Below are 21,537 nucleotides of genomic sequence, written 5' to 3' on the forward strand. Positions count from 1 at the left end.
CATGAACTTTGGAAATGGCCCCCGGGGCAGCGATGTCCTGGTCATCGGCGCGGGCGTCGTCGGAGCCGCCACCGCCTATTTCGCCGCACAGCAGGGCCTGAGCGTCACGGTCCTGGACAAGGGCCTCCCGGCCAGCGGCACCTCCTCCGCCTGCGAAGGCAACATCCTCGTCTCGGACAAGGAACTCGGCCCCGAACTCGAACTCACCCGCTACTCCCTGGACGTCTGGCACAACGACCTCGCCGAACACAAGAAACTCTGGGAGTTCGAATCCAAGGGCGGCATCATCGTCGCCTCCCGCGAGAGCAGCCTCGCTTCCCTGAACCGGGTGATGGCGGTCCAGAAGGGCTTCGGCGTGGACGTCGAGGAACTGGACCAGGCCGCCCTCCGCGAGGCCGAACCCCACATCTCCCGCGAAGCCCTCGGCGGCGCCAGCTACCGCGAGGACTGCCAGGTCCAGCCCATGCTCGTGGCGGCCCACCTCGTCCGGCTGGCCACCGAGGCCGGCGCCCGCTTCATCGCGGGCACCCCGGTTACCGGGTTCATGCGCGACGGGGCAGGGCGCGACGGCGGCCGGGTCACCGGCGTCCGCACCCCGCGCGGCGATTTCCCCGCCGGAGCCGTGGTGAACTGCACCGGAACCTGGGCCGGCGAGCTCGCGGCGATGGCCGGCGTCGAGGTCCCCGTCCTGCCGCGCCGCGGCTTCGTGATGGTTACCGAACCGCTGCCGCCCATGGTCCACCACAAGGTCTACGCCGCCGAATACATCGACAACGTGGGCAGCTCCGACGCCGGACTGCAGGCCTCGCCCGTGGTCGAGGGCACGCCCAGCGGCACCATCCTCATCGGCTCCACCCGCGAACGCGTCGGCTTCGACCGCACGGTCAGCACGGCCGCCCTCGGCCTGTTGGCTCGCAACGCCACCGCACTGTTCCCCTTCCTGGAGCGGGTGAAGGCGATCCGGCACTACCACGGCTTCCGGCCGTACTGCCCTGACCACCTGCCCGTGATCGGCCACGACGACCGTGCCCCCGGGCTCTGGCACGCCGCCGGCCACGAGGGCGCCGGAATCGGGCTCTCCGCCGGCACCGGCAAGCTCCTCGCCCAGGCCCTCGCCGGACTCACCCCGGACATGGATCTCACGCCCTTCGCCCCGGCGCGTTTCGGCGAGGCGAGTCCCCAAACAGCATCCCGAGAGGAGGCCACGGCATGAACCCCCAGCCTGTCACCATCACCTTCGACGGCCGCCCGCTGACCGCAACGGCCGGCCAGAGCGTCGGCGCCGCCCTCGCATCCCAGGGCATCACCGCCTGGCGCAGCACCCGCAAAGGCGGCAAGCCCCGCGGCCTGTTCTGCGGCATCGGCGTCTGCTTCGACTGCCTGGTGACGGTGGACGGCGAAACGAACCAGCGCGCCTGCCTCGTGGAGGTCTGCGAGGGCATGGAGGTGGAAGGCTCATGAGCGTCACTGTTGATGTCGCCGTCGTCGGTGCCGGTCCCGCCGGGCTCGCCGCAGCGGTGGCCGCCGCCGAAGCGGGGGCGAGGGTCGCCGTCGTCGACGCCGGAAACCAGCCGGGCGGCCAGTTCTGGCGGCACGCACCCGAGACCGTCCGGCCCGAACCGGACGGCCACGGCCACCACGGCTGGAGCACGTACCTGGACCTGCGCGCGCGTTTCGACGCCGCGCAGCGCGCCGGGCGGATCACATATTTGCCGGGGCTGCAGGTGTGGATGGCGGAACCCGGATTCACCCTGCACACCACTGCGGCCGTCGCCCCCGCGGGGGCCGTGCCTGTGGCTGTCACCGCGGACCGCCTGGTCCTGTGCCCGGGCGGTTACGACCGCCAGCTGCCCGTCCCCGGCTGGGACCTGCCCGGGGTCATGGCGGCCGGCGGCATCCAGGCCTTCATCAAGGCCAACGGCGCGCTCCCGGGCAAACGCTTCATCATCGCCGGCACCGGGCCGTTCCTGCTGCCCGTCGCAGCGGGAATCGCAGAGGCCGGCGGGGAGGTGCTGGCCGTGCTCGAGTCCTCGTCGCCGTCGGCCTGGCTGCCGCACCTGCGCGCCGCGTCCGGCGTACCCGGGAAGGCCCTCGAAGGCGCCGAGTACGCGGCCGTGTTCGCCCGGCACCGCATCCCGTACCGCACGCGCAGCATCGTCACCGAAGTGCTCGGGTCCGGCCGCGCGGAGGGCGTCCGCACCGCCCGGGTCGACGCCGACGGCCGGGCCCGCCCCGGCACCGGGCGGGTCTACGCGGACGTGGACGTGGTGGGCTTCGGCTGGGGCTTCACGCCGCAGCTGGAGCTACCGGTCTCGCTCGGTGTGGACACGCGGCTCGACGCCGACGGCTCCCTGGTGGGCGTGGTGGACGAACGGCAGCAGTCCAGCGTTCCCGGGGTTTACCTCGCGGGGGAGGTGACCGGCGTCGGGGGAGCGGCACTGGCCGTCCTGGAAGGCCTCGCCGCCGGGGCCGCGGCCGCCCGGCCGGACTCGGGTGTCCCCGTGAAGCAGCCTGCCGCCATCGTCCGGCATCGCCGCTTTGCGCAGGCCATGCACCAGGCACATCCGGTGCCCGCCGCCTGGCAGGACTGGCTCACCCCGGACACCACCGTGTGCCGTTGCGAGGAAGTCACCGCCGGCGACATCACGGAGGCCCGGGAGGAGCTGGGTGCCCGCGACGTCCGCAGCCTGAAGTCCTTCACCCGCGCCGGGATGGGCTGGTGCCAGGGCCGGGTCTGCGGATTCGCGGCCGCGTGCCTGGGCGCCGGTCCGGGTGAAGCGCCCGACGCCGGATCCCTCGCCGCCAGTGCCAAACGCCCCCTCGCCGCGCCTGTGGGCATCGGGGAACTGGCTGCCCTCGACTGACCGTGCCGGGCACACAGCCCCGAATTCGCCGGAGAACTGCCGGGTCGCCGGAACGTTCCAGCGACCCCGCAGCGTTCCCGCGACCCCGTGCTTGACCCAGTACCCGAGACCTCAACGGAAGGAGACCGCGATGACCGCGATCACCCAGAGCACCACCACTGCCGGCACCGCTGCCGCCACCACCGAAGCCGAGCTCGAACAGCACCTCGCTGCCGCCCACGCCGCCGCGGCACCCCTGGCCGCCCTCCGCCCCGCGGAACGCGCCGCTCTGCTGGACGCCGTCGCGGACGCCCTTGATGCCGCCGCGGAGCAGCTCGTGCCCGTTGCGCAGCAGGAGACCCGGCTCGCCGAGGCCCGCCTGCGCGGCGAACTCAAGCGCACCACCTTCCAGCTGCGCCTCTTCGGCGAGGTGCTGCGCGACGGCGGCTACCTGGACGCGCGGATCGACCACGCCGACCCCGACTGGCCCATGGGCGCACCCCGCCCGGAACTGCGCCGCCTGCTGGTGCCTGTGGGCCCAGTGGTGGTCTTCGCCGCGAGCAACTTCCCCTTTGCCTTCTCCGTGGCCGGCGGCGACACCGCCTCGGCGCTCGCCGCAGGCAACCCCGTGATCCTCAAGGCGCACTCCGGCCACCCGGAGCTGTCCAAGGCGACGGCCGCCGTCGTGGTTTCAGCCCTGGCTGCCGCCGGGGCACCGGAGGGGACCTTCGCGCTCATCACCGGAACCGCGGCGGGGGCCGCCGCACTGAAGGACCCGCGCATCAAAGCCGGCGCGTTCACCGGCTCCATCCCGGGCGGCCGCGCCCTGTTCGACATCGCCAGTTCCCGGCCAGAGCCCATCCCGTTCTTCGGCGAACTGGGCAGCAACAACCCCGTGTTCGTCACCGAGGCCGCGGCGGCCGAACGCGGCCCGGAAATCGCCGAGGCTTTCGTGGGCTCCTTCACCATGGGCGCCGGACAGTTCTGCACCAAGCCCGGCACGCTGTTCGTTCCCGCCTCCTCGGGCATGGTCGAGGCCCTGCGCGCTGCCGCCCTGCCCGCCGCCGCGCCGCTGCTCAACAGCCGCATCCAGTCCGGTTACGCCGAGGTCCTCCAAGGCCTGCAGGCTAATCCGCGCCTGGAAGTCCTGGCCCAGGGCGAGGAGCCGCTGGCCGATCCGCCAGCCCCCACTCTGCTGCTCACCACCGCCGCGGACATGCTCGCCGAGCCGCACGCACTGCAAGCCGAATGCTTCGGCCCCACCGCCGTCGTGGTGGAGTACGACGACGAGTCCCGGCTTCCGGAGCTCGCCGAAACGTTCGAGGGGCAGCTGACCGCCACGATCCACGGCACGGACACCTGCGATGTGGCCGGGCTCGTGGAGGTCCTCGCCCGCAAGGCCGGCCGCGTGCTCTGGAACCAGTGGCCCACCGGGGTCTCGGTCACTTACGCGCAGCAGCACGGCGGACCGTACCCGGCGACGACGGCGGCCGGCAGCACGTCGGTGGGAACGGCGGCGATCGAACGCTTCCTGCGTCCCGTGGCGTACCAGGGCTTCCCGCAGCACCTGCTGCCCGAGGCCGTGCGCGAGAACAACCCGCTGGGCGTCCCGCGCCTGGTGAACGGCCGCCGGGAGGGCTGAACACCCGTCAATGAATGGGCCGGCACCGCGCAACGCGGTGCCGGCTTGGCTCGTTTAACGCGACCTAGTCCCGCGGCGTGTCCGGCATGGCCTCGCTGCGGTCCAGGAGGCCGAGGGCCGCCGCTGCCGCACCCTCCGGGTCGCGTTCCTTGATGGCAAGCATCAGCCTCGAATGCAGCTCGTCCAGCACTTCGTCGGTGTTGTCCGACATGCAGGAATTGGGCCCCACGGACAGCCGTAGCGAGGTGTCGAAACTGGCGTAGATGCCCGCGAGCAGGCGGTTGTGCGAGGCAGTGGCGATGCCGATGTGGAAGGCGACGTCGTGGTCCACGAACGCCTCCAGGTCCTCCCGCGTGACGGCCTCCCTGCGCTTCTTCAGGTGCCCTTCCAGTGCCGCCACCTCGGCGTCCGTCCGGTTCAGCGCGGCATCGCGCGCCGCCAGGCCGTCCAGGGCGCGGCGCACGCTCAGCACCTCGCGGGTGTCCGCCTCGCTGAGCATGCGGCGGAGCGCCACCTCGCTCGCATCGCTCGCCACCACGTAGGTGCCGTCGCCCTGCCGGATTTCGAGCAGGCCAAGCTGCACGATCGAGCGCACCGCCTCGCGCAGCGAGGGCCGACTCACGCCGAGCACCTTCGTCAGCTCGCTCTCCGCCGGAATCCGTGTGCCCACGGGCCAGTTTCCGGAGCTGATCTCGGACTGCAGCCGGTCGACGATCGTGTCGACGAGTGAAATTCGCTGGATTGGCTTCACGGTTCCAATGTTTCCATAACCCATTGACCTCTTACGATCAGACGTCATACCATCTGACCCATGTTCTCGCGGCAGGCGCTTCAGCGCAAGACGCGGGACCTGCGGGTTCCTTGATGAACGGGTTTCCCGATCAGCGGACTATTGATGAACAAGGGAGTTCACCATTCATGAGCGGTCTTTCCGAAGCGGACGCTTCGACGGTTGCGGCACCGGCCTTGGTCGATGCCCACATCCATCCGGACAAGTCGAGCTGGGGCGGCGCATGGCTGTCGCGCCGGGACGCCTTTGGGCTCCGGGACTTCATCGCCAACGACCTGGAGACGCAGCGGAGCTACACCCGCAGCGTGGAGGAGCGTGCCTACGGGCTGCTGCGCACCGCGGTGGCGAACGGAACCCTCGCCATGCGGGCACAGGTGGACGTTTCCAGCGAACTCGGAACGGCCAACGTTGAGGGAGTGCGGGCCGCCGCCGAGCGGATCCCAGAACTCACGGTTCAGATCGTGGCGTTCCCGCAGTTCGGCCTGCTCGGCAACCCCGGCACCCTGGACGTGATGGCCGCGGCCCTGGACGCGGGCGCTGACGTGGTGGGCGGCATCGATCCGGTAGGCCTCGAGGGCGACCTGGGCGGCCACCTTGACGCCGTGTTCGGCCTCGCCGAACGCAGCGGGCGGGACCTCGACATCCACCTGCACGACCGCGGCGAATCCGGGCTGGCCCAGATCCGCGAGATCGCGGCCCGAACGGTCGCCGCCGGAATGCGCGGCAAGGTCACCGTCAGCCACGCCTTCGCCCTCGCCGACGACGCCGCGCCCACACAACGCGAGACCCTGGACCGGGTAGCCGACGCCGGCATCTGGATCACCACGTGCGCGCTGGGTTCCGACCCGGTTCCGGACATCGGCCTGCTCGCCGTCCATGGGGTGCAGCTGGCTGTCGGTTCCGACGGCGTCCGGGACGCCTGGACGCCGTTCGGCACCGGCAGCATGGTGGACCGGGCGCACCTGCTGGCTTACCGCACGGGCGCGGTGACCGACGCCGAACTGGAGCGCTGCTATGCGCTCGCCTCCACCGCGGGCGGGCGCATGCTCGGGATCGACGACCTCGCCCGCTGGACCGGCCCGGACGCAGCCACCCGGCTGGAATTCCGGGCGGAATCCTTGGCCCAGCTCGTGGCCGACCGGCCCGCACCGCTCAAGGTGTTCCGCCATGGGCAGCTGCTCGAAACGGATCCCGTGCCTGCGGCGGCCTTGCTGCCGCTGTCTTGAAGCGCCCTGAAGCTTCCCCCAACAACACGTCAACAAAGGAGTTCTCGTCTTGTCTTCCCGAAAAATGATGACCGGCGCCGCCGTCCTCGCGGCCGCCGCACTGGCACTGTCAGCCTGCGGCGCGCCGAACAGCAAGCCCGACGCCGCCAAGCCCGCCGCGGACCTGTCCAAGCTGGCCACCACCACGCCGCGCGGCACCGAAGCCGTGGACCACGTGGCCTGGAACCTGCCGTACGAGCCGCTCTCGCTCGACCCCATGATCGGCTACAACTACGCCGAGAATACGGTCACCGCGAACCTCTGCGAAAGCCTCATGCGCCTCACCCCCGAGCTCTCGATCGAGCCCGGCCTCGCCGAGAGCGTCACGTCGCCGGATGACACCACCCTGGTGTACAAGATCCGCGCGGGCGTCACCTTCTGGGACGGCAGCCCCCTGACGGCCGACGACGTCGCGTTCTCCCTGAGCCGCCAGACCGGCGATGCGGTGGCCTACTTCAGCGATTACTTCCGGAACGTCAAGTCCGTCAAGGCCACCGGCGACCGTGAAGTGACCGTGAAACTGAGCAGGCCGGACGTCCTCTTCGAGCAGGGCATGGCCATGGCAGCCGGGGCCATCGTGCAGAAGAAGGCCGCCGAAGCCGCCGGCAAGGCCTTCGGCACACCCGAGGGCAAACTGCAGTGCACCGGCCCCTTCTCCCTGGCCAAGTGGACCCCGGGCAAGAGCATCGAGCTGACCAAGAACCCCAAGTACTGGGACAGCAAGCTGGTTCCCCTCGTGAAGGACCTCAGCTTCAGCTTCATCGCCGACGAATCCACCGCCGTGAACGCCCTGCGCAGCGGCGACATCGACGGCCAGTACTTCTACCTGCCCCCGGCTGGCATCTCGCAGCTGGAACACAGCGACAAGGTCACCCTGACGCACGGCAAGTCCCTGGTCTTCTGGACCCTGGCCGCCACCAGCGAATCCGGCCCGTTCGCGAACCCGTTGGTCCGTGAGGCGCTGTCCCTGGCGATCGACCGCAACGCCCTGGCCAAGGTGGTGTTCCAGGATGCCGCCATCCCGGCACCCACCTTGGTGGGCCCGGACTACTGGGGCTACGAGAAGGACGCCTTCGCCAAGGCCCACTCCGAATTCTCCACCGCGCCGAACATCGAAAAGGCCAAGCAGCTCCTCGCCGAGGCCGGCCCCCAGGAAGGCAGCATCGTGCTCGGCGTGCAGGGCAGCTCCGCGGTCCACGAACAGACCGCCAACCTGTTCCAGGCCGCAGGCGCCGCCCTCGGCCTGAAGGTCGAGACCAAGGTGATCCCGGTGGAGCAGTTCGGCAACCTGTACTTCGACCCCGCCGCCCGCAAGGGAATCGACGGCTTCTTCACCACCTACTACGGCAACTTCGCCGACCCGCTGGACGTCTACCAGATCTTCCGCGCCGGCGGTAACAGCAACTACATCAACTGGAACGAGGCCAGCGACGTGCTGAACAAGGCCGTCTCGGCGAAGGACACCAAGGAGCGCGCCAAGCTCCTCGTCGAGGCGCAGAAGAAGGTCACCGAAGCCAACCCGCGCATCCCGCTGGCCTACGAGCCCAACACAGTGGTGCAGAACAAGCGCATCTCCGGGGCGACGGCGTCGTTCTCCTACCTCTACTACCCGTGGGCCGCGACCATCGGCGGGGTGAAATAGCCGGTGTCCATGCGTTCCTTCCTTCTCAGGAGGTTGGGAGGCTTGCTGCTGGTGCTCCTGGTGACCTCGTTCATCGTCTTCGGGATGATGTACCTGGCACCGGGAAGCCCGCTGGCCTTCGTCCTCGGCCCCCGCGGCGGCACGCCCGAACAGGTCGCCGCCGTCACCGCCCAGTACCACTTCGATGACCCGTTCTTTGTGCGGTACTTCCGCTGGCTGGGCGACATCTTCCAGGGCAACCTCGGTAGCTCGATCGTCTACCGGCAGGACGTCACCGCACTGATGTCCGGCCGGATCGGCACCACCGCGGCGCTGGTCTCGCTGTCTGCGGTGCTGATCGCCGTCGTCGGCGTCGGTTCCGGCATGCTCGCCGCCCTCAAGAGCCGCTGGGTGGACACCATCATCTCCACGATCGCGGCGATCGGCCTGTCCACGCCGGTGTTCGTCATCGGCGTCGCGCTCATCAGCGTCTTCGCCGTCGGGCTCGGCTGGTTCCCCACCTTCGGGGTCGGCTCCGGCGGACTCGACACCCTGGTCCACCTCATCCTGCCGGCCATCGCGCTCGCCGTGGCCAGCGCGGCCTACCTGGCCAGGATCACCAAGGCCGCCGTCAACGAGGAACGCACCAGGGAGCATGTCCAGACTGCAAAGGTCCGCGGGCTTGCCCCGGGCGTCATCGTCCGCCGGCACGTCCTGCGCAACGCGCTCATCCCCATCACCACGGTCATGGGCCTCACCGTGGCAACGCTCATCGCGGGCGCCGTGGTGGTGGAGAACGTGTTTGCCCTGGACGGACTGGGCTCGCTGCTGGTCCGGGCCATCCTGCAGCGCGATTTTGCCGTGGTTCAGGCGGTGATCCTGGTGCTCGTCGTGGCGTTCGTCGTGGTGAACGCCGTGGTCGATTTCCTGTACACCGTCATCGATCCGCGAATCGCCCTGGGGAGCCGGCAATGACCATCAGCATGGAGAAGACCGTGAAAACACCGGCCGTGGCCGCCCGGCAGCCCGGATTCCTGCAGAAGGGCTACGAGCGGCTGGGCCTGGCCGGCTCCGCTGCCGCGCTCGTCCTGCTGTTCGTTTCGTTGTCCGCGGCGTTCGCGCCGCTGCTGGCGCCCTATGATCCGGACTTCCCGGACCTGCTGGCAGCGCTGAGCGGCCCGACGGCGGAGCACCCCCTGGGTACCGACGCCCTGGGCCGCGACATCCTGTCCCGCCTGATGTGGGGTGCCCGGGTCACCCTCGCCGGGCCCGGCCTGGTGATCCTCCTCTCGACCGTGGTGGGCACCGTGCTTGCCCTCGTGGCGGCATGGTGCGGCGGCCGGGTGGACACCGTGATTAGCTGGGTGCTGGACATCCTCTTCGCGGTTCCGGGGATCGTGTTCGCCCTCATTTCGGTGGCGATCTGGGGCCCGAGCCTGTTCACCGTAGTGGCAGGCCTGGCGGTCGCCTACATCCCGTATGTCGCACGAGTTGTGCGCGGCGCGGGCCTGCGGGAACGCAACCTGCCCTACGTGTCCGCGGCCTGGCTGCAGGGCCAGTCCGGGGCCGGGATCACCTTCACCCAGATCCTGCCGAACGTGCAGGGCATCGTGATCGCCCAGGCGATTTCCTCCCTGGGCTTCGCCGTGATCGACCTCGCGGCCGTGTCCTTCCTGGGCCTTGGCGTGCAGCCGCCCACCGCCGACCTGGGCCTCATGGTCAAGAGCGGCTTCGATTCCGTGCTGCGCGGCCACCCTGCCGAGGCGATCGCCGCCGGCGTCCTGATCATCCTGATCGTCTGGTGCGTCACCGTCATCGGCGACCGCCTGACCACAGCTGCGAGGAGCATGCGATGAGCGAAGCATTGCTGGCGTTGGACAACGTCCGTGCCGTCCTGCACACCCGCCACCAGTCCCAGGCGCTGCTCAACGGCGTCAGCTTCAGCATTGCCAAGGGCGAGGCGCTGGGCCTGGTAGGCGAGTCCGGCTCGGGCAAGTCCCTGACCACCCGGGCCATCACCCGGATGCTCGACCCCGCCTTCGAGGTGTCCGGATCGATCACCTTCGACGGCGCACCAGTCCTGTCCATGACCCCGTCCGAGCTGCGCAGCTACCGCTCCATGGACATCGGCATGATCTTCCAGGACCCGCGGGCGCACGTGAACCCTGTGCACACCGTGGGCGACTTCCTCACCGAGGAACTCGTGCGCAACCGCGGCCTGACGCGGGACGAGGTGGAGCACCGGGCCGTGGCGCTGCTGGACGAGGTGGGCGTGCGGTACCCCGAACGCCGCCTCACCCAGTACCCGCACGAACTCTCCGGCGGCATGCTGCAGCGCGTCATGATCGCCAGCGTCCTGCTCGCCGAGCCGCGGCTGATCCTCGCGGACGAACCCACCACCGCGCTGGACGTCACCGCGCAGTCCGACGTGATGGCGATCCTCGACGAGCAGCGCCGCGCCCGCGGCCTGTCCCTGCTGTTCATCACCCACGACCTCGAGCTGGCGGCGGCGTGCTGCGACCGGCTTGCCGTGATGTACGCCGGGGAAATCGTGGAACAGGGCGCCCACGTGTACGAATCGCCCGGCCACCCGTACACGATCGAATTGCTCGGCGCCCGGCCGAGCATCGACGAACGGCTGGACCGGCTCCCGGTGCTGCGCTACAACCGGGACATCCATGAACAACTGAAGGCGGAAGCATGAACACCGAAGCACTGGTTGTTGCCCGGAACCTGAGGAAGGAATTCCCGGCCCCGAAAGGCATGAAGAGCGAGCCGATTGTCGCCGTCGACGATGTGTCCTTCGAGCTCTTCCCTAACGAATGCCTGGCGATCGTGGGGGAGTCCGGCTCCGGGAAGACCACGGTGGCACGCATGCTCGTGGGACTGGAAACGGTCACCGGAGGCGAGCTCAGCGTCCGCGGCGAAGCGCGGAACAAAGGCGCCCGGAGCCTGGCCGACCGCCGTCGCTGGGCCCGGGAGGTACAGTACGTCTTCCAGGACCCGTACTCCTCACTCAATCCGCGGCAAAGCATCGGGGACACCGTCCGGGCGAGCCTGGCGCTGCACGCTCCCGGCAACCCGGGCCAGCGCGAGCTGAAGCTGAAGGCCCAGGAAATCCTGGACAGCGTGGGCCTTGCCGCCCCGTTCTTCGGAAAGCACCCGCACCAGCTTTCCGGCGGGCAGCGGCAGCGCGTGGCGATCGCCCGCGCATTGGCCGCGGACCCTGCGGTGATCGTCCTGGACGAGGCGGTGGCCGCGCTGGACGTCTCCATCCAGGCGCAGATCCTGAACCTGCTCAGCGACATCCGGGCCCAGCGCGAGGTGAGCTACCTGTTCATTTCGCATGACCTCGCTGTGGTCAACCAAGTCTCTGAGCGGATGATCGTGATGGAACAGGGGCGGGTGGTCGACGCCGGCAACACGGCCGAGCTGCTCGCCAACCCGGTGCACCCCTACACCCGCTCGCTGCGCGCCGCGGTGCCGCGGCAGGGATGGAAGCCAGTGCGCCGGGAACGCCTCGCGTCCTAGCGGTTCCGTGCCCGACGGCGGATGGCGGGGAGGCTAGCCCAGCTTCCCCGCCAGCCGTTCGCGCATGGACACGCTGGCCGCGTTGAGGCCGATGAACTCCACCTCGCGGCCGTGGTTGCGGTACTTCTCGGTGACCGAATCCAGCACGGCCACGGTGGAGGCGTCCCAGACGTGTGAGGCGTGCAGGTCGATCACCACGCGGCCGATCCGGTCATCGGCGTCCTTGGCGTAGTCGAACTGGGTATAGAGATCGTTGGAGGAGGCGAAGAAGAGCTCGCCGTCCACGGTGTAGGTGGCCACGGTTTCGCCGTTGAGGTCCAGTTCCGTCCGCTCCACGGTGGCGAAGTGCGCCACCCGCCGCGCGAACAGCACCATCGCGGCGAGCACTCCGACGCCGACGCCGATGGCCAGGTTGTGCGTCGCCACCACCACCGCGACGGTCACCAGCATCACGCCGGTTTCCGATTTCGGCAGCCGCTTCAGCGTGGACGGGCGGATCGAATGCCAGTCGAAGGTGATCAGCGAAACGAAGATCATCACGGCCACCAGCGCCGCCATCGGGATCATGCCCACCACGTCGCCCAGCACCACCACCAGGACCAGCAGGAACGCTCCGGCCAGGAAGGTGGACAGCCTGCTGCGGGCGCCCGAGCCCTTGACGTTGATCATGGTCTGGCCGATCACGGCGCAGCCGCCCAGTCCGCCCAGGAAGCCGGTGACGATGTTCGCGGCGCCCTGGCCCCAGGACACCCGGGTCTTGTTGGAGCGGGTGTCCGTGATGTCGTCCACCAGCTTGGCGGTCAGAAGGGATTCGAGCAGGCCCACCAAGGCCATGGACAAGGCGTACGGGGCGATGATCCGGAAGGTGTCCCACGTCAGCGGAACCTGCGGGAAGAAGAAGCCGGGCAGGCTCTGCGGCAGCTCGCCCTTGTCGCTGACGGTGGGCACGTCGATGGCCGCCAGGACGGTGGCCAGGGTCAACAGCACGATCGCCACCAGGGGCGCGGGCACCGCCGTCGTGATCTTCGGCAGGGTGAACACGATCAGCAGGCCCGCCGCCACGATCGGATAGACCATCCACGGCACGCCGCTCAGCTCGGGCATTTGTGCCATGAACACCAGGATCGCCAGGGCGTTCACGAAGCCGACCATGACCGAGCGCGGGATGAACCGCATCAGCCGGGTGACGCCGAGCGCCGCGAGGATGATCTGAAAGACGCCGGCCAGGATGATCGTGGCGATCAGGTAGTGGATGCCGTGCTCCTTCATCACCGGGGCGATCACGAGCGCCACGGCGCCGGTGGCCGCGGAGATCATGGCCGGCCGGCCGCCCACGATCGCCGTGACGATGCCCATGGTGAAGGACGCGAACAGCCCGATCCGCGGATCGACGCCGGCGATCACCGAGAACGCGATGGCCTCCGGGATCAGGGCCAGGGCGACCACCAGGGCGGCCAGTGTTTCGGTCTTGAGCCGGCGCGGGGAGCGCAGGGTGAAACGCAGGGACTGGAGTTGCTCAGGGGTGGCGGGCGGTGCGGCGGGCGGTGTCAACGGGGCCTAACTGGGGTCGGTGGATCGTTACTTCTGGGTCTGGCGGTAGCGCTCGATCTGCTTGAGCCGCCGCTGGAGGCTGTCCCGCCGCGGGTGCGGGACGACGTCGGCCGCCTCGGCGGTCAGCTCGATATGCCCGGTGCCGTACTCCCACAGGAGGAGGTCGTCCAGCAGGCGGTCCGGCCCGGGGGAGTAGCGGTGGTCCAGGGCCTTGCGGACCTCCGTGATGCGGTTGGCGCTCAGCAGCCCGGCCAGTTCCACGGTCTGCTTCAGCCCGTGCGCCGCGAGGAGTTCCGCGGCCCAGCCCCAGTCGTCATCAACCTTACGGTCAACGTGGGGAAGGAGGGTCCGCCAGACATCGCGGACCCGGTTGGGGGTGAGCGGGGTGGAGCCTTCGCCCTCGAGGTCCCAGTAGCTGCGGACCTCGGCGTAGCGCTCATTGAGGTCTGCGAAGGCGCTTTCGACCGTTTCCAGCATGGCCGCGGTGGCGGTGAACTGGCGGTCGAAATGCGGGGTCCAGGCCCGGGGGTCCTCGGCCTTGAAGCGGATGTCGTGCTCGATCTCGCTCCAGGCATGGGCGAACACCGTGCGGATCTGGCACTCGAAGAAGTAGCTGCCGTTGGCCGGGAGCTCCGGGTTGAAGATCTGCTGGTAGGCCTTCACGGACTCGTTCTGGATGGTGCGCAGGATCAGGTGCCGGCTGGAGTAGCCGTAGGTGCCGGACTCGATGGAGCCGATGTCCTTCTCGCGGTCACCGCGGCAGTCGAACAGCTGGCGCTGGCGCTTGATGAGGTTGGCTACGGCGGCGTTCTCCGCGGGTAGCTTGGTGATGACGCGGATGCCCACCATGTCGTTGAGGGTGCGGAACGGGTCCGGGAACTTCAGCGGCCGCGGCCCGCCCGGCTCCAGCGGTTCGTCCGTGCGGGAGATCTTTTCGCGGAATGAATCAACGGTCTTGGTGCGGCCGGTGACGAACAGCGGCACGGAGTCGCTGTTCTTCAGAATGTCCCGCAGCGTGAGCAGCACATCGCGTGTGATGAGTTTCAACGCCGGGCGCACGCGTTCGTAGATCCCGACGTTCGCCTGCACCGATTCGCGCAGCTGGGGATCCAGCCTCTCCCAATTGCTAGCCATGGTCCCAAGCTTACGGGGCGGCACTGACACGGCATCCGCCCCGGCCCCGGCCCGGCGGCGGATCCCGCCGCCGCTGCGAAATGCATTGTAGGCTCAGGGGAGGCTCTTGAAGCACAGCTTTTTGAAGGACCCGAGCAAAGGTCTTACTGACGGGAAGCCGCAAAGGAGGCACGCAGTGAAGCGGCAGAAGTACCACTATGGCGAGCACCCCAGCCAGTGGGCCGAACTTTTCCTACCGGAACCCGCGCACTCCCCCAACGGGAACCGGCCGGTCAAATGCCACGGCGTGGCCGTGGTGATCCACGGCGGGTACTGGCGTTCGCAATACGGCGCAGAGCTGGGCGAACCGCTCGCAAGGGACCTTGCCGCGCACGGCATCGCGGCCTGGAACCTGGAGTACCGGCGGGCGGGCAACGGCGGCGGCTGGCCGCATACCTTCGAGGACGTGCTCAGCGGCATCGACCACCTCAAGGACGTGGCCCCCGAACACGGCCTGGACCTCGGCAAGGTGGTGGCCCTCGGGCACTCCGCCGGCGGACACCTCGCTGTGTGGGCGGCCGGCCGGCGGAAGCTCGACAAGATCGGAACCCCCGACGCCGACCGGCAGCTGGTGCGCAACGGGGACGACGCCGCGGTGCAGCTCAGCGGGGTCGTCAGCCAGTCCGGGGTGCTGAACCTGGCCGAGGCCGAGCGCCTCAACCTCAGCAACGGCGCGGTGGACAACCTCATGGGCGGGGACTCCGTCAGGTACCCCAAGCGGCATATTTACGCCGACCCGATGAAGTGCGTGCCTCTTAGCATTCCCGTATATGCCGTCCACGCCATGGACGACGAGGACGTTCCGACCAGCCTGTCCGAGGGCTACGTCAACGCCTCGATCGCAGCCGGCGGTGCGGCCCAGCTGCTGAAGGTCCCGGGCAACCACTACGACCTCATCGATCCCCGCGCTGCGGCCTATAAGAAATGCCGCGAGCTGGTGCAGAGGCTGCTGAGCTGACCGGGACCTCCCCGGGGCGTCCTGCCTAGAGGCAGGCCGGGCGGAAACCCGGATCGGCAGGTCCGTCGGCCTGTGCCAGGGCATTCACGACCCATTGGTGCACCACCGGGTCATTGGGAGTCTGGTCGTGCTCGATCGGATCCAAGGGGCACCGGTTCTGCAGGGTGATGTTGCTGACCTGCGCCGTGCTGCCTGACAGGAACTGGCTTTGATAAGGCGTCACCACCTCGTCATGGACGGTGGAAATGACGGTGTATGCCGGTCCCTTGACAGTGTCGCCAATGGAGTTGAGCTTCGTTAGGAAAGCCGACCCCGCCTCCTGGTCCATGCACGCCTGGCAGAAAGGCTCGAAGAGCAGCATTTCGGACGGCGAGCCTTCCGGGGGAGGAAGGATGAGGCCCTCCGTCCCGTGGTTCGATGGCGAAATGCCCACGAGGTGGTGGACCTTCTTGGCGCCGCCCAGGAATCCCATGAAATACCTCGGCATCATCCCGCCTTGGCTGTGGCCCACGATGTCCACCTTGGTTGCCTTGGTGGCGGCGAGGACGGCTTCGACAAACGAGGCGAGCTCTGCCGCCGAGTCCTCGATGGGGCCCGAAGCATCGATGCCGTTGGACTCGCCGTAGTTGAGCGCGAACACACAGTAGCCCTCGTTCTTCAGGACCGGAGACAGTGTGCTCCAGTTCTTCGCCATGTTTTCGAAGGTTCCCGGCACCAGCACCACCGGGTAGGGACGTTCGGCGGCGGGTTTGCAGCCCCAGTCGTTGGCTCCTGGAGGTGGGACGTCCAGGGTTCCGGCCGAGGCGCTGCCTACCCCGGTGAGGAGCGAGAGCACGAGGACCGCGATGGCGGACAGGACGGACCGTTTTTGCCTGGTCATGGCTTTTTGCACTGTCATAGGGCAGTTCCAATCAATGAGAAGTTTTCCGCGCATCGGTGACGCGCATCACACATCCCCCAAGGTTCAGTAGGTTACCCGCTGGTAACTTATTGGCGCAATCGTCTCGGGCGTAGATGGGAAAACGTGCAGTTTCGGGTCTTGCGTCCCGGGTGCCGAGTAACAGAACGGCTGCTCTGGTTCGGCCATGGCCGCTCTGGCAGAGTGTTGCCCATGCTGACAGTGATTGGTGAGGCCCTGGTGGACGTCGTCCGGCGCACCTCTGGCGAAGAGGCGCACGTGGGCGGCAGCCCGCTGAATGTCGCGGTGGGCCTGGCCCGCCTGGGCCATCCGGTGCAATTCATCGGGCGCTTCGGAAAAGACCCCTATGGGGATGCGATCGCGGCCCACTTGCGCTCCAGTTCGGTGCTGGTTCCGTTCGCACCGGACGGCAAGCCCAGCAGCGTGGCCACCGCGGTGGTCGGCGACGACGGCGCCGCAAGCTACACCTTCGACCTCAGCTGGGAGCTGCCCGGCCTGGCCGAACGCCTGCCGTTCATGCTGCAGGGCGCCTCGCTGCTGCACACAGGCTCCATCGCCACCATGCTCGAACCGGGCGCATCCGAGGTGCTTGCTGCCGTCGAGCACGCCCACCCGAACGCAACCATCAGCTTCGACCCCAACTGCCGCCCCAGCATCATCACGGACAAGGACTTCGCGCGCGAGCGGACCGAGCGGTTCGTAGCCCTTTCCGACGTGGTGAAGGCCTCGGACGAGGACCTCGAATGGCTCTACCCGGGCGTGGACGTGCGCGACTCCGCCCGGCGCTGGCTGTCATTGGGCGGGAACCAGGGCCCCGCCATGGTGGTGGTCACCCGCGGCTCGGCCGGTCCCTGGGGCGTCACCGCCGCCGGCGAGGCCGAAGTCCCGGCGCCGAAGGTCAAGGTGGCGGACACCGTGGGCGCCGGCGATTCCTTCATGGCCGCGCTGCTGTCCGGCATCGTGGACCGCGGCCTGGACGGTGCCCAGAACCGCGAGGACCTGCGGGCCATGCCGGCCGAAATCCTGCGCGGGATCCTGGCCCACGCCGCCAGTGCCGCGGCGGTCACCGTGTCCCGCGCCGGTGCCAACCCGCCCACCCGCGCCGAGATGAACGCCCTGGCCGCCACGCAATAGCCGCACTCCGCCGCCCGTAGACTTGCAAGATGCGGCTTGTAGCTAGTGACATCGACGGCACCATCCTCGGCCACGACGGCCGGATCAGCAGCCGCACGGTCCGCGCATTCCAGTCCTGCGTCGACGCCGGCATCGAGGTGGTCTTCGTGACCGGCCGTCCGCCGCGCTGGCTCTACCCGCTCCGGGAACAGCTCGGCCACAGCGGCACGGTGATCTGCTCCAACGGCGCCGTGCTCTGGGACCTTGCCGAGGACAAACTGCTGTCCGCCCAGGCGATCGGGCTTGACGCAGTGTTCGAGGCCCGGCGCCTTATCAAGTCGGTCTGCCCCGACGCCCTGTTCGCCGCCGAGACGGTGTCCGGCTTCCACCTCGAACCCGGCTTCATCGAGAACCCCACCAGCGAGCTGCTGGCTGACTTCACCCCCGCACCCCTGCACCGGACGCTGACGGCGGAGGACGCCGTCGTGAAGTTCCTGGCGGTGACCCGCAGCGGCACCCCGGACGCCTTCCTCGCGCAGGTGCAGCCCGTCGTCGCGCATCTGGTGGAAACCACGCATTCGGCGCCGCGCACCGCGCTGCTGGAAATGTCCGCGCCGGGAGTCAACAAGGCGGTCACCCTCGCCGGATACGCCGCGTCCCTGGGCATCCAGGCCGCGGACGTAGTGGCGTTCGGGGACATGCCCAACGACATCGAAATGCTGCGCTGGGCCGGCCACGGCTACGCGATGGCCAGCGGCCATCCTGAAGCGATCACCGCGGCGGGGTACCAGGCCCCGCATTTCGACGACGACGGCGTGGCCCAGGTGATCGAGGCCCTCCTCGTCGGGTGAGGCCCGGCCGGAACGCCGGTCCTAGGAGTGCGCCCGCATGCCGTGGCTGTGCGCGAGGGCGATCGCCTCGGTGCGTGAACCTACGCCGAGCTTCCGGAAGATATTCCGCAGGTGGAATTTAACCGTGTTCTCGCTGATGTGGAGCTTCGCGGAGATCGCCCGGTTGCGCTGACCGGCCGAGAGCAGCTGGAGGACTTCCAGTTCCCGTTCGGCCAGGCCCCAGCCCCCGGCGTCGCCCACCGGGGCCGAGGGCGGATCGAGCGGCAGGGCCACCTGCACGTCGGCACCCCAGCCCGCCATGACCTCCAGGTTCATCCGCCCGTTCAGCGCTTCCACCCGCGACGCGAGCCGGGTGATGTTCGGTGAATCCGCGGACAGTTCGCCCTGGCCGTCGTCGCGCACGTTGATGAGCAGGTTCTCGCCGTCGCAGTCCCACTGGGCGCGGACACGGCGCACCTGCGGCTGCTCCACGATCGCCAGCACCAGCCCGCGCACAATGGCCCGCGCCGCGTGGGCCACCTCGCCCGGCAGGGCGCGGCCGTTGACCGGCGGCTCGATGAACTGCACGTCGATGCCGCTGAAATGCATGAGGGGCCGCAGGTCCTCCCGCAGCCGTTCGAAGGCCGTGGCCACGGGCTCCTCCACCAGGTCCGTGGTGCGGTCGCTGATGGTGCGCAGTTCCACGAGCGCCTTCACGGCGAGGTCGGTGACGTTCCGGCGGGCCGTGGCGTCGTCCAGGGCCTGGGAGCGCAGGGCCGCCAGGAGGGTCTCGAGGGTGGTCGAGTGCCGGTCCACCAGTTCCGCCGTGACCCGCAGCCGCTCGGCCGATGCCGCGCGCGATTCAAGCAAGTACGACGGCGGTGCGTCCGCCACCTTCTCCTGGATCCTGCGGGCCGCCAGCCCCCACAGGTAGCCGAGCATCCGCAGGGACTCCGCCCTCTCCGCCGGATCTGCCGGCAGCTGCGGGGCGGTCAGGGTGACCAGGGCCCTGGTCTCCGAAGACAGGGCAAGGACCGGGTGCTCCGCGCCGCCGATGGTCGCGGTCCCCTCCCAAGGCTCGCGGTCCGGGAGTTGGCTGCGCAGCTGGTCCAGTTCCGGAACGGACACGCGGCTGATGATCTCCTCCGCGCCGGCCTTCTTCTGCGGGCGGCCCGTGCAGTCCTCCGTGAAGATGATGAGCGCGCTGTTGCCGACGTACGGCAGCACCGCCTCGCGCAACCGCTCGGCGATGTCCATCAGGGGAGCGTCCACCAGGGCGGCAACGTCGTCCAGCAGGGTCCGGGAATTCTGGGCCAAAGTCTTCTGCGCTGAAGTCATTCAGCCACCTTAGCCGGTCCCGCCCCGGCCTGACTGTCCGAACGGGTAGCAAACACTGCCCATCCTCGCTGTTCAGCTCACCCGTTCAGGAAGGGACGATTGATCCACAAGCACTTCACGAGCAGGACAGGAGGCACGGCAATGACACTCACCGCTGAGGTGGCGCCCACCGTATCGGACACAGAAACATCCCGCCTGATTTCGGCGAATCTCTCCCTTGTAGGGGACGAAGTTGCCGGAACTGCCGCGGAAATCGACCCCGGCCAGCTCTCCCGCCTCGCGGAGGAACTGCGTTCGGCCAACCGGGTCTTCGTCGCCGGCGCCGGCCGCAGCGGCCTGGTGCTGCGGATGGCCGCCATGCGCCTGATGCACCTCGGCCTCGACGTGCACATCGCCGGAGACACCACCACCCCGGCTATCCGTTCGGGCGACGTCCTGTTGCTTGCCTCCGGCTCCGGAACCACCTCCGGTGTGGTCCGCGCCGCACAGACCGCCGCGAAAGCCGGCGCTCGCCTGGCCGCCTACACCGCCAACCCGGCCTCCCCGCTCGCGGAACTGGCCGACGTCGTGGTCACCATTCCCGCCGCGCAGAAAACGGACCACGGCTCCAGCCTGTCCCGCCAGTACGCAGGCAGCCTCTTCGAGCAGGTGCTCTTCCTGGCCGCCGAGGCCGTATTCCAGACCCTCTGGGACGGGGACGCCACCCCGGCGGAGGAACTCTGGCTCCGGCACGCCAACCTCGAGTAAGCCCCCGCACGCTCCAAGACTCCCGCAACTCCAGAACACGAAATGAGAAACACCATGAAGCTCCAAGTCGCCATCGACGTCCTCTCCACCGAAGCAGCCCTCGACATCGCCGGCAAGGTCGCCGAGTACGTCGACATCATCGAGCTCGGCACCCCGCTCGTGAAGAGCGAAGGCCTCGCCGCGATCACCGCGATCAAGGAAGCCCACCCGGACAAGATCGTCTTCGCCGACCTGAAGACCATGGATGCCGGCGAACTTGAAGCCGACATCGCCTTCAAGGCAGGCGCCGACCTGGTCACCGTGCTCGGCACCGCCGACGACTCCACCATCGCCGGTGCCGTCAAGGCTGCCAAGGCCCACAACAAGGGCGTCGTCGTGGACCTCATCAGCGTCGAGGACAAGGTCACCCGTGCCAAGGAAGTCCGCGCCCTGGGCGCCAAGTTCGTCGAGATGCACGCCGGCCTGGACGAGCAGGCCAAGCCGGGCTACGACCTCAACGTGCTCCTCAGCGCCGGTGAAGAAGCCCGCGTTCCGTTCTCCGTGGCTGGTGGCGTGAACCTGACCACGATCGCTGCCGTGCAGCGCGCCGGCGCTGACGTCGCCGTCGTCGGCGGTGGCATCTACGGTGCGGCCGACCCGGCCCTCGCTGCGAAGGAACTGCGCGCCGCCATCATCTAGCGGCCCGCGCTTCCAGCGGACAGCCCGCAAGGGCAAGCAAAAAGCCGCAGCGGCGGTGCGTTCCTGCCGGGATTGCGGACAGGACTCCATGTTCCGGCAGGACTGGGTGCGCATCGCCGCTGTTTTTGTTTGCCCGGGTTTACCGCCGGGCTGAACGGAGCCGCCCGGGCTGGGTGTTCCCAATCGCGATTAAGCTCACCGGAAACTCACATCTGGAATCCAACTCGCGTTCAACTCCCACCCGTAGGCTGGCCTCATATCTGAGAGCTCACTTCAGGGGGACAACATGGCCAAGCGTAAGACGAGCGGCATGTACGAGGCGCCGATCCGCCGCGCCGAGCCGGCCGAACACTGGAAGCAGCTGCGCCGCGGCGACCGCGTCAGCGTGAAGCTCGCGCCGGGCTACGAGAACCGCGGATTCGTGGACGCCGTCTCCGGCGACCACAGCATCGTGTGGGTGAACCTCGACGGCGGCCGCGGCCGCACGCTGGTGCACTGTGGCGACGGCGTGGAGATCGTTCGCGCCGAAGGCTGACCC

At 68.8% G+C, this 21,537-nt stretch carries 21 protein-coding genes; 16 read left to right on the forward strand and 5 right to left on the reverse strand.

Annotated features, from left to right (window positions below; all coding sequences use genetic code 11):
- The first annotated feature begins 1 nt into the window (after position 1).
- The 4 genes from D3654_RS11410 to D3654_RS11425 all read left to right on the forward strand — a co-directional run bounded on the left by D3654_RS11410 (position 2) and on the right by D3654_RS11425 (position 4,485).
- Positions 2-1,213, forward strand: coding sequence for an NAD(P)/FAD-dependent oxidoreductase (locus tag D3654_RS11410; protein ID WP_120521613.1), 1,212 nt, complete (start codon positions 2-4; stop codon positions 1,211-1,213).
- On the forward strand, positions 1,210-1,461 hold the full coding sequence (locus D3654_RS11415; RefSeq protein WP_205571788.1) for a (2Fe-2S)-binding protein: 252 nt from the start codon (positions 1,210-1,212) through the stop codon (positions 1,459-1,461). The genes D3654_RS11410 and D3654_RS11415 overlap by 4 nt, the downstream gene beginning before the upstream one ends.
- Entirely contained in the window at positions 1,458-2,864 is a 1,407-nt protein-coding gene (locus D3654_RS11420) for an FAD/NAD(P)-dependent oxidoreductase (protein WP_120521614.1), read from the forward strand. The genes D3654_RS11415 and D3654_RS11420 overlap by 4 nt, the downstream gene beginning before the upstream one ends.
- 130 nt (positions 2,865-2,994) lie before the next feature.
- On the forward strand, positions 2,995-4,485 hold the full coding sequence (locus D3654_RS11425) for an aldehyde dehydrogenase (NADP(+)) (protein WP_120521615.1): 1,491 nt from the start codon (positions 2,995-2,997) through the stop codon (positions 4,483-4,485).
- 64 nt (positions 4,486-4,549) lie between these two features.
- On the opposite strand, the gene D3654_RS11430 is transcribed toward D3654_RS11425, so the two are convergent.
- The gene (locus D3654_RS11430; protein WP_162943717.1) at positions 4,550-5,236 is read right to left on the reverse strand and encodes a FadR/GntR family transcriptional regulator; all 687 of its coding nucleotides are present in this window, start codon (positions 5,234-5,236) and stop codon (positions 4,550-4,552) included.
- Positions 5,237-5,403: 167 nt separating this feature from the next.
- On the opposite strand from D3654_RS11430, the gene D3654_RS11435 reads away from it, so the two are divergent.
- From D3654_RS11435 to D3654_RS11460, 6 genes are read left to right on the forward strand one after another with little or no spacing between them, the layout of a single operon-like run.
- Complete coding sequence (locus D3654_RS11435) at positions 5,404-6,501, forward strand: amidohydrolase family protein (protein WP_120521617.1); 1,098 nt, start codon at positions 5,404-5,406, stop codon at positions 6,499-6,501.
- Positions 6,502-6,550: 49 nt separating this feature from the next.
- Positions 6,551-8,182, forward strand: coding sequence for an ABC transporter substrate-binding protein (locus D3654_RS11440; protein WP_162943718.1), 1,632 nt, complete (start codon positions 6,551-6,553; stop codon positions 8,180-8,182).
- Positions 8,183-8,191: 9 nt separating this feature from the next.
- The gene (locus D3654_RS11445) at positions 8,192-9,136 is read left to right on the forward strand and encodes an ABC transporter permease (protein WP_120521693.1); all 945 of its coding nucleotides are present in this window, start codon (positions 8,192-8,194) and stop codon (positions 9,134-9,136) included.
- Entirely contained in the window at positions 9,133-10,017 is an 885-nt protein-coding gene (locus D3654_RS11450) for an ABC transporter permease (RefSeq protein ID WP_245413191.1), read from the forward strand. The genes D3654_RS11445 and D3654_RS11450 overlap by 4 nt, the downstream gene beginning before the upstream one ends.
- A complete protein-coding gene (locus tag D3654_RS11455; RefSeq protein WP_120521619.1) occupies positions 10,014-10,865 on the forward strand; it encodes an ABC transporter ATP-binding protein in 852 nt (283 codons plus the stop codon). Before D3654_RS11450 ends, D3654_RS11455 begins: the two co-directional genes overlap by 4 nt.
- On the forward strand, positions 10,862-11,692 hold the full coding sequence (locus D3654_RS11460; protein WP_120521620.1) for an ATP-binding cassette domain-containing protein: 831 nt from the start codon (positions 10,862-10,864) through the stop codon (positions 11,690-11,692). The genes D3654_RS11455 and D3654_RS11460 overlap by 4 nt, the downstream gene beginning before the upstream one ends.
- 33 nt (positions 11,693-11,725) lie before the next feature.
- On the opposite strand, the gene D3654_RS11465 is transcribed toward D3654_RS11460, so the two are convergent.
- A complete protein-coding gene (locus D3654_RS11465) occupies positions 11,726-13,243 on the reverse strand; it encodes a SulP family inorganic anion transporter (protein WP_120521621.1) in 1,518 nt (505 codons plus the stop codon).
- A gap of 27 nt (positions 13,244-13,270) precedes the next feature.
- Positions 13,271-14,377: a GTP pyrophosphokinase gene (locus D3654_RS11470; RefSeq protein WP_120521622.1), complete on the reverse strand. Its 1,107-nt coding sequence runs from the start codon at positions 14,375-14,377 to the stop codon at positions 13,271-13,273.
- Between the two features lie 175 nt (positions 14,378-14,552).
- On the opposite strand from D3654_RS11470, the gene D3654_RS11475 reads away from it, so the two are divergent.
- The gene (locus D3654_RS11475; RefSeq protein WP_120521623.1) at positions 14,553-15,374 is read left to right on the forward strand and encodes an alpha/beta hydrolase; all 822 of its coding nucleotides are present in this window, start codon (positions 14,553-14,555) and stop codon (positions 15,372-15,374) included.
- Between the two features lie 25 nt (positions 15,375-15,399).
- Here the strand turns inward: D3654_RS11475 and D3654_RS11480 are convergent, their stop codons facing one another.
- On the reverse strand, positions 15,400-16,254 hold the full coding sequence (locus tag D3654_RS11480; protein WP_120521624.1) for a lipase family alpha/beta hydrolase: 855 nt from the start codon (positions 16,252-16,254) through the stop codon (positions 15,400-15,402).
- A 231-nt stretch (positions 16,255-16,485) separates the two neighbouring features.
- Between D3654_RS11480 and D3654_RS11485 the strand changes: the two genes are divergently transcribed.
- Both D3654_RS11485 and D3654_RS11490 read left to right on the forward strand, forming a co-directional pair.
- A complete protein-coding gene (locus D3654_RS11485; protein ID WP_120521625.1) occupies positions 16,486-17,427 on the forward strand; it encodes a carbohydrate kinase family protein in 942 nt (313 codons plus the stop codon).
- Positions 17,428-17,456: 29 nt separating this feature from the next.
- On the forward strand, positions 17,457-18,257 hold the full coding sequence (locus tag D3654_RS11490; RefSeq protein WP_120521626.1) for an HAD family hydrolase: 801 nt from the start codon (positions 17,457-17,459) through the stop codon (positions 18,255-18,257).
- A gap of 21 nt (positions 18,258-18,278) precedes the next feature.
- Here D3654_RS11490 and D3654_RS11495 read toward each other — a convergent pair whose 3' ends face one another.
- Positions 18,279-19,574: a LuxR C-terminal-related transcriptional regulator gene (locus D3654_RS11495; RefSeq protein WP_120521627.1), complete on the reverse strand. Its 1,296-nt coding sequence runs from the start codon at positions 19,572-19,574 to the stop codon at positions 18,279-18,281.
- Between the two features lie 141 nt (positions 19,575-19,715).
- Here D3654_RS11495 and hxlB point away from each other — a divergent pair, with 141 nt between their 5' ends.
- From hxlB to D3654_RS11510, 3 genes are all read left to right on the forward strand, one after another.
- Positions 19,716-20,321, forward strand: a complete 606-nt coding sequence (hxlB, locus tag D3654_RS11500; RefSeq protein ID WP_120521628.1) for a 6-phospho-3-hexuloisomerase — start codon at positions 19,716-19,718, stop codon at positions 20,319-20,321.
- A gap of 54 nt (positions 20,322-20,375) precedes the next feature.
- Positions 20,376-20,999 (forward strand): 3-hexulose-6-phosphate synthase, encoded by a 624-nt coding sequence (hxlA, locus tag D3654_RS11505; protein ID WP_120521629.1) that lies wholly within the window; start codon positions 20,376-20,378, stop codon positions 20,997-20,999.
- Between the two features lie 286 nt (positions 21,000-21,285).
- Positions 21,286-21,534, forward strand: coding sequence for a hypothetical protein (locus D3654_RS11510; protein ID WP_120521630.1), 249 nt, complete (start codon positions 21,286-21,288; stop codon positions 21,532-21,534).
- The last annotated feature ends 3 nt before the right edge of the window (positions 21,535-21,537 follow it).

Origin of the sequence: Arthrobacter celericrescens, from assembly GCF_003614925.1 — a bacterium.
GTDB lineage: Bacteria > Actinomycetota > Actinomycetes > Actinomycetales > Micrococcaceae > Arthrobacter > Arthrobacter celericrescens.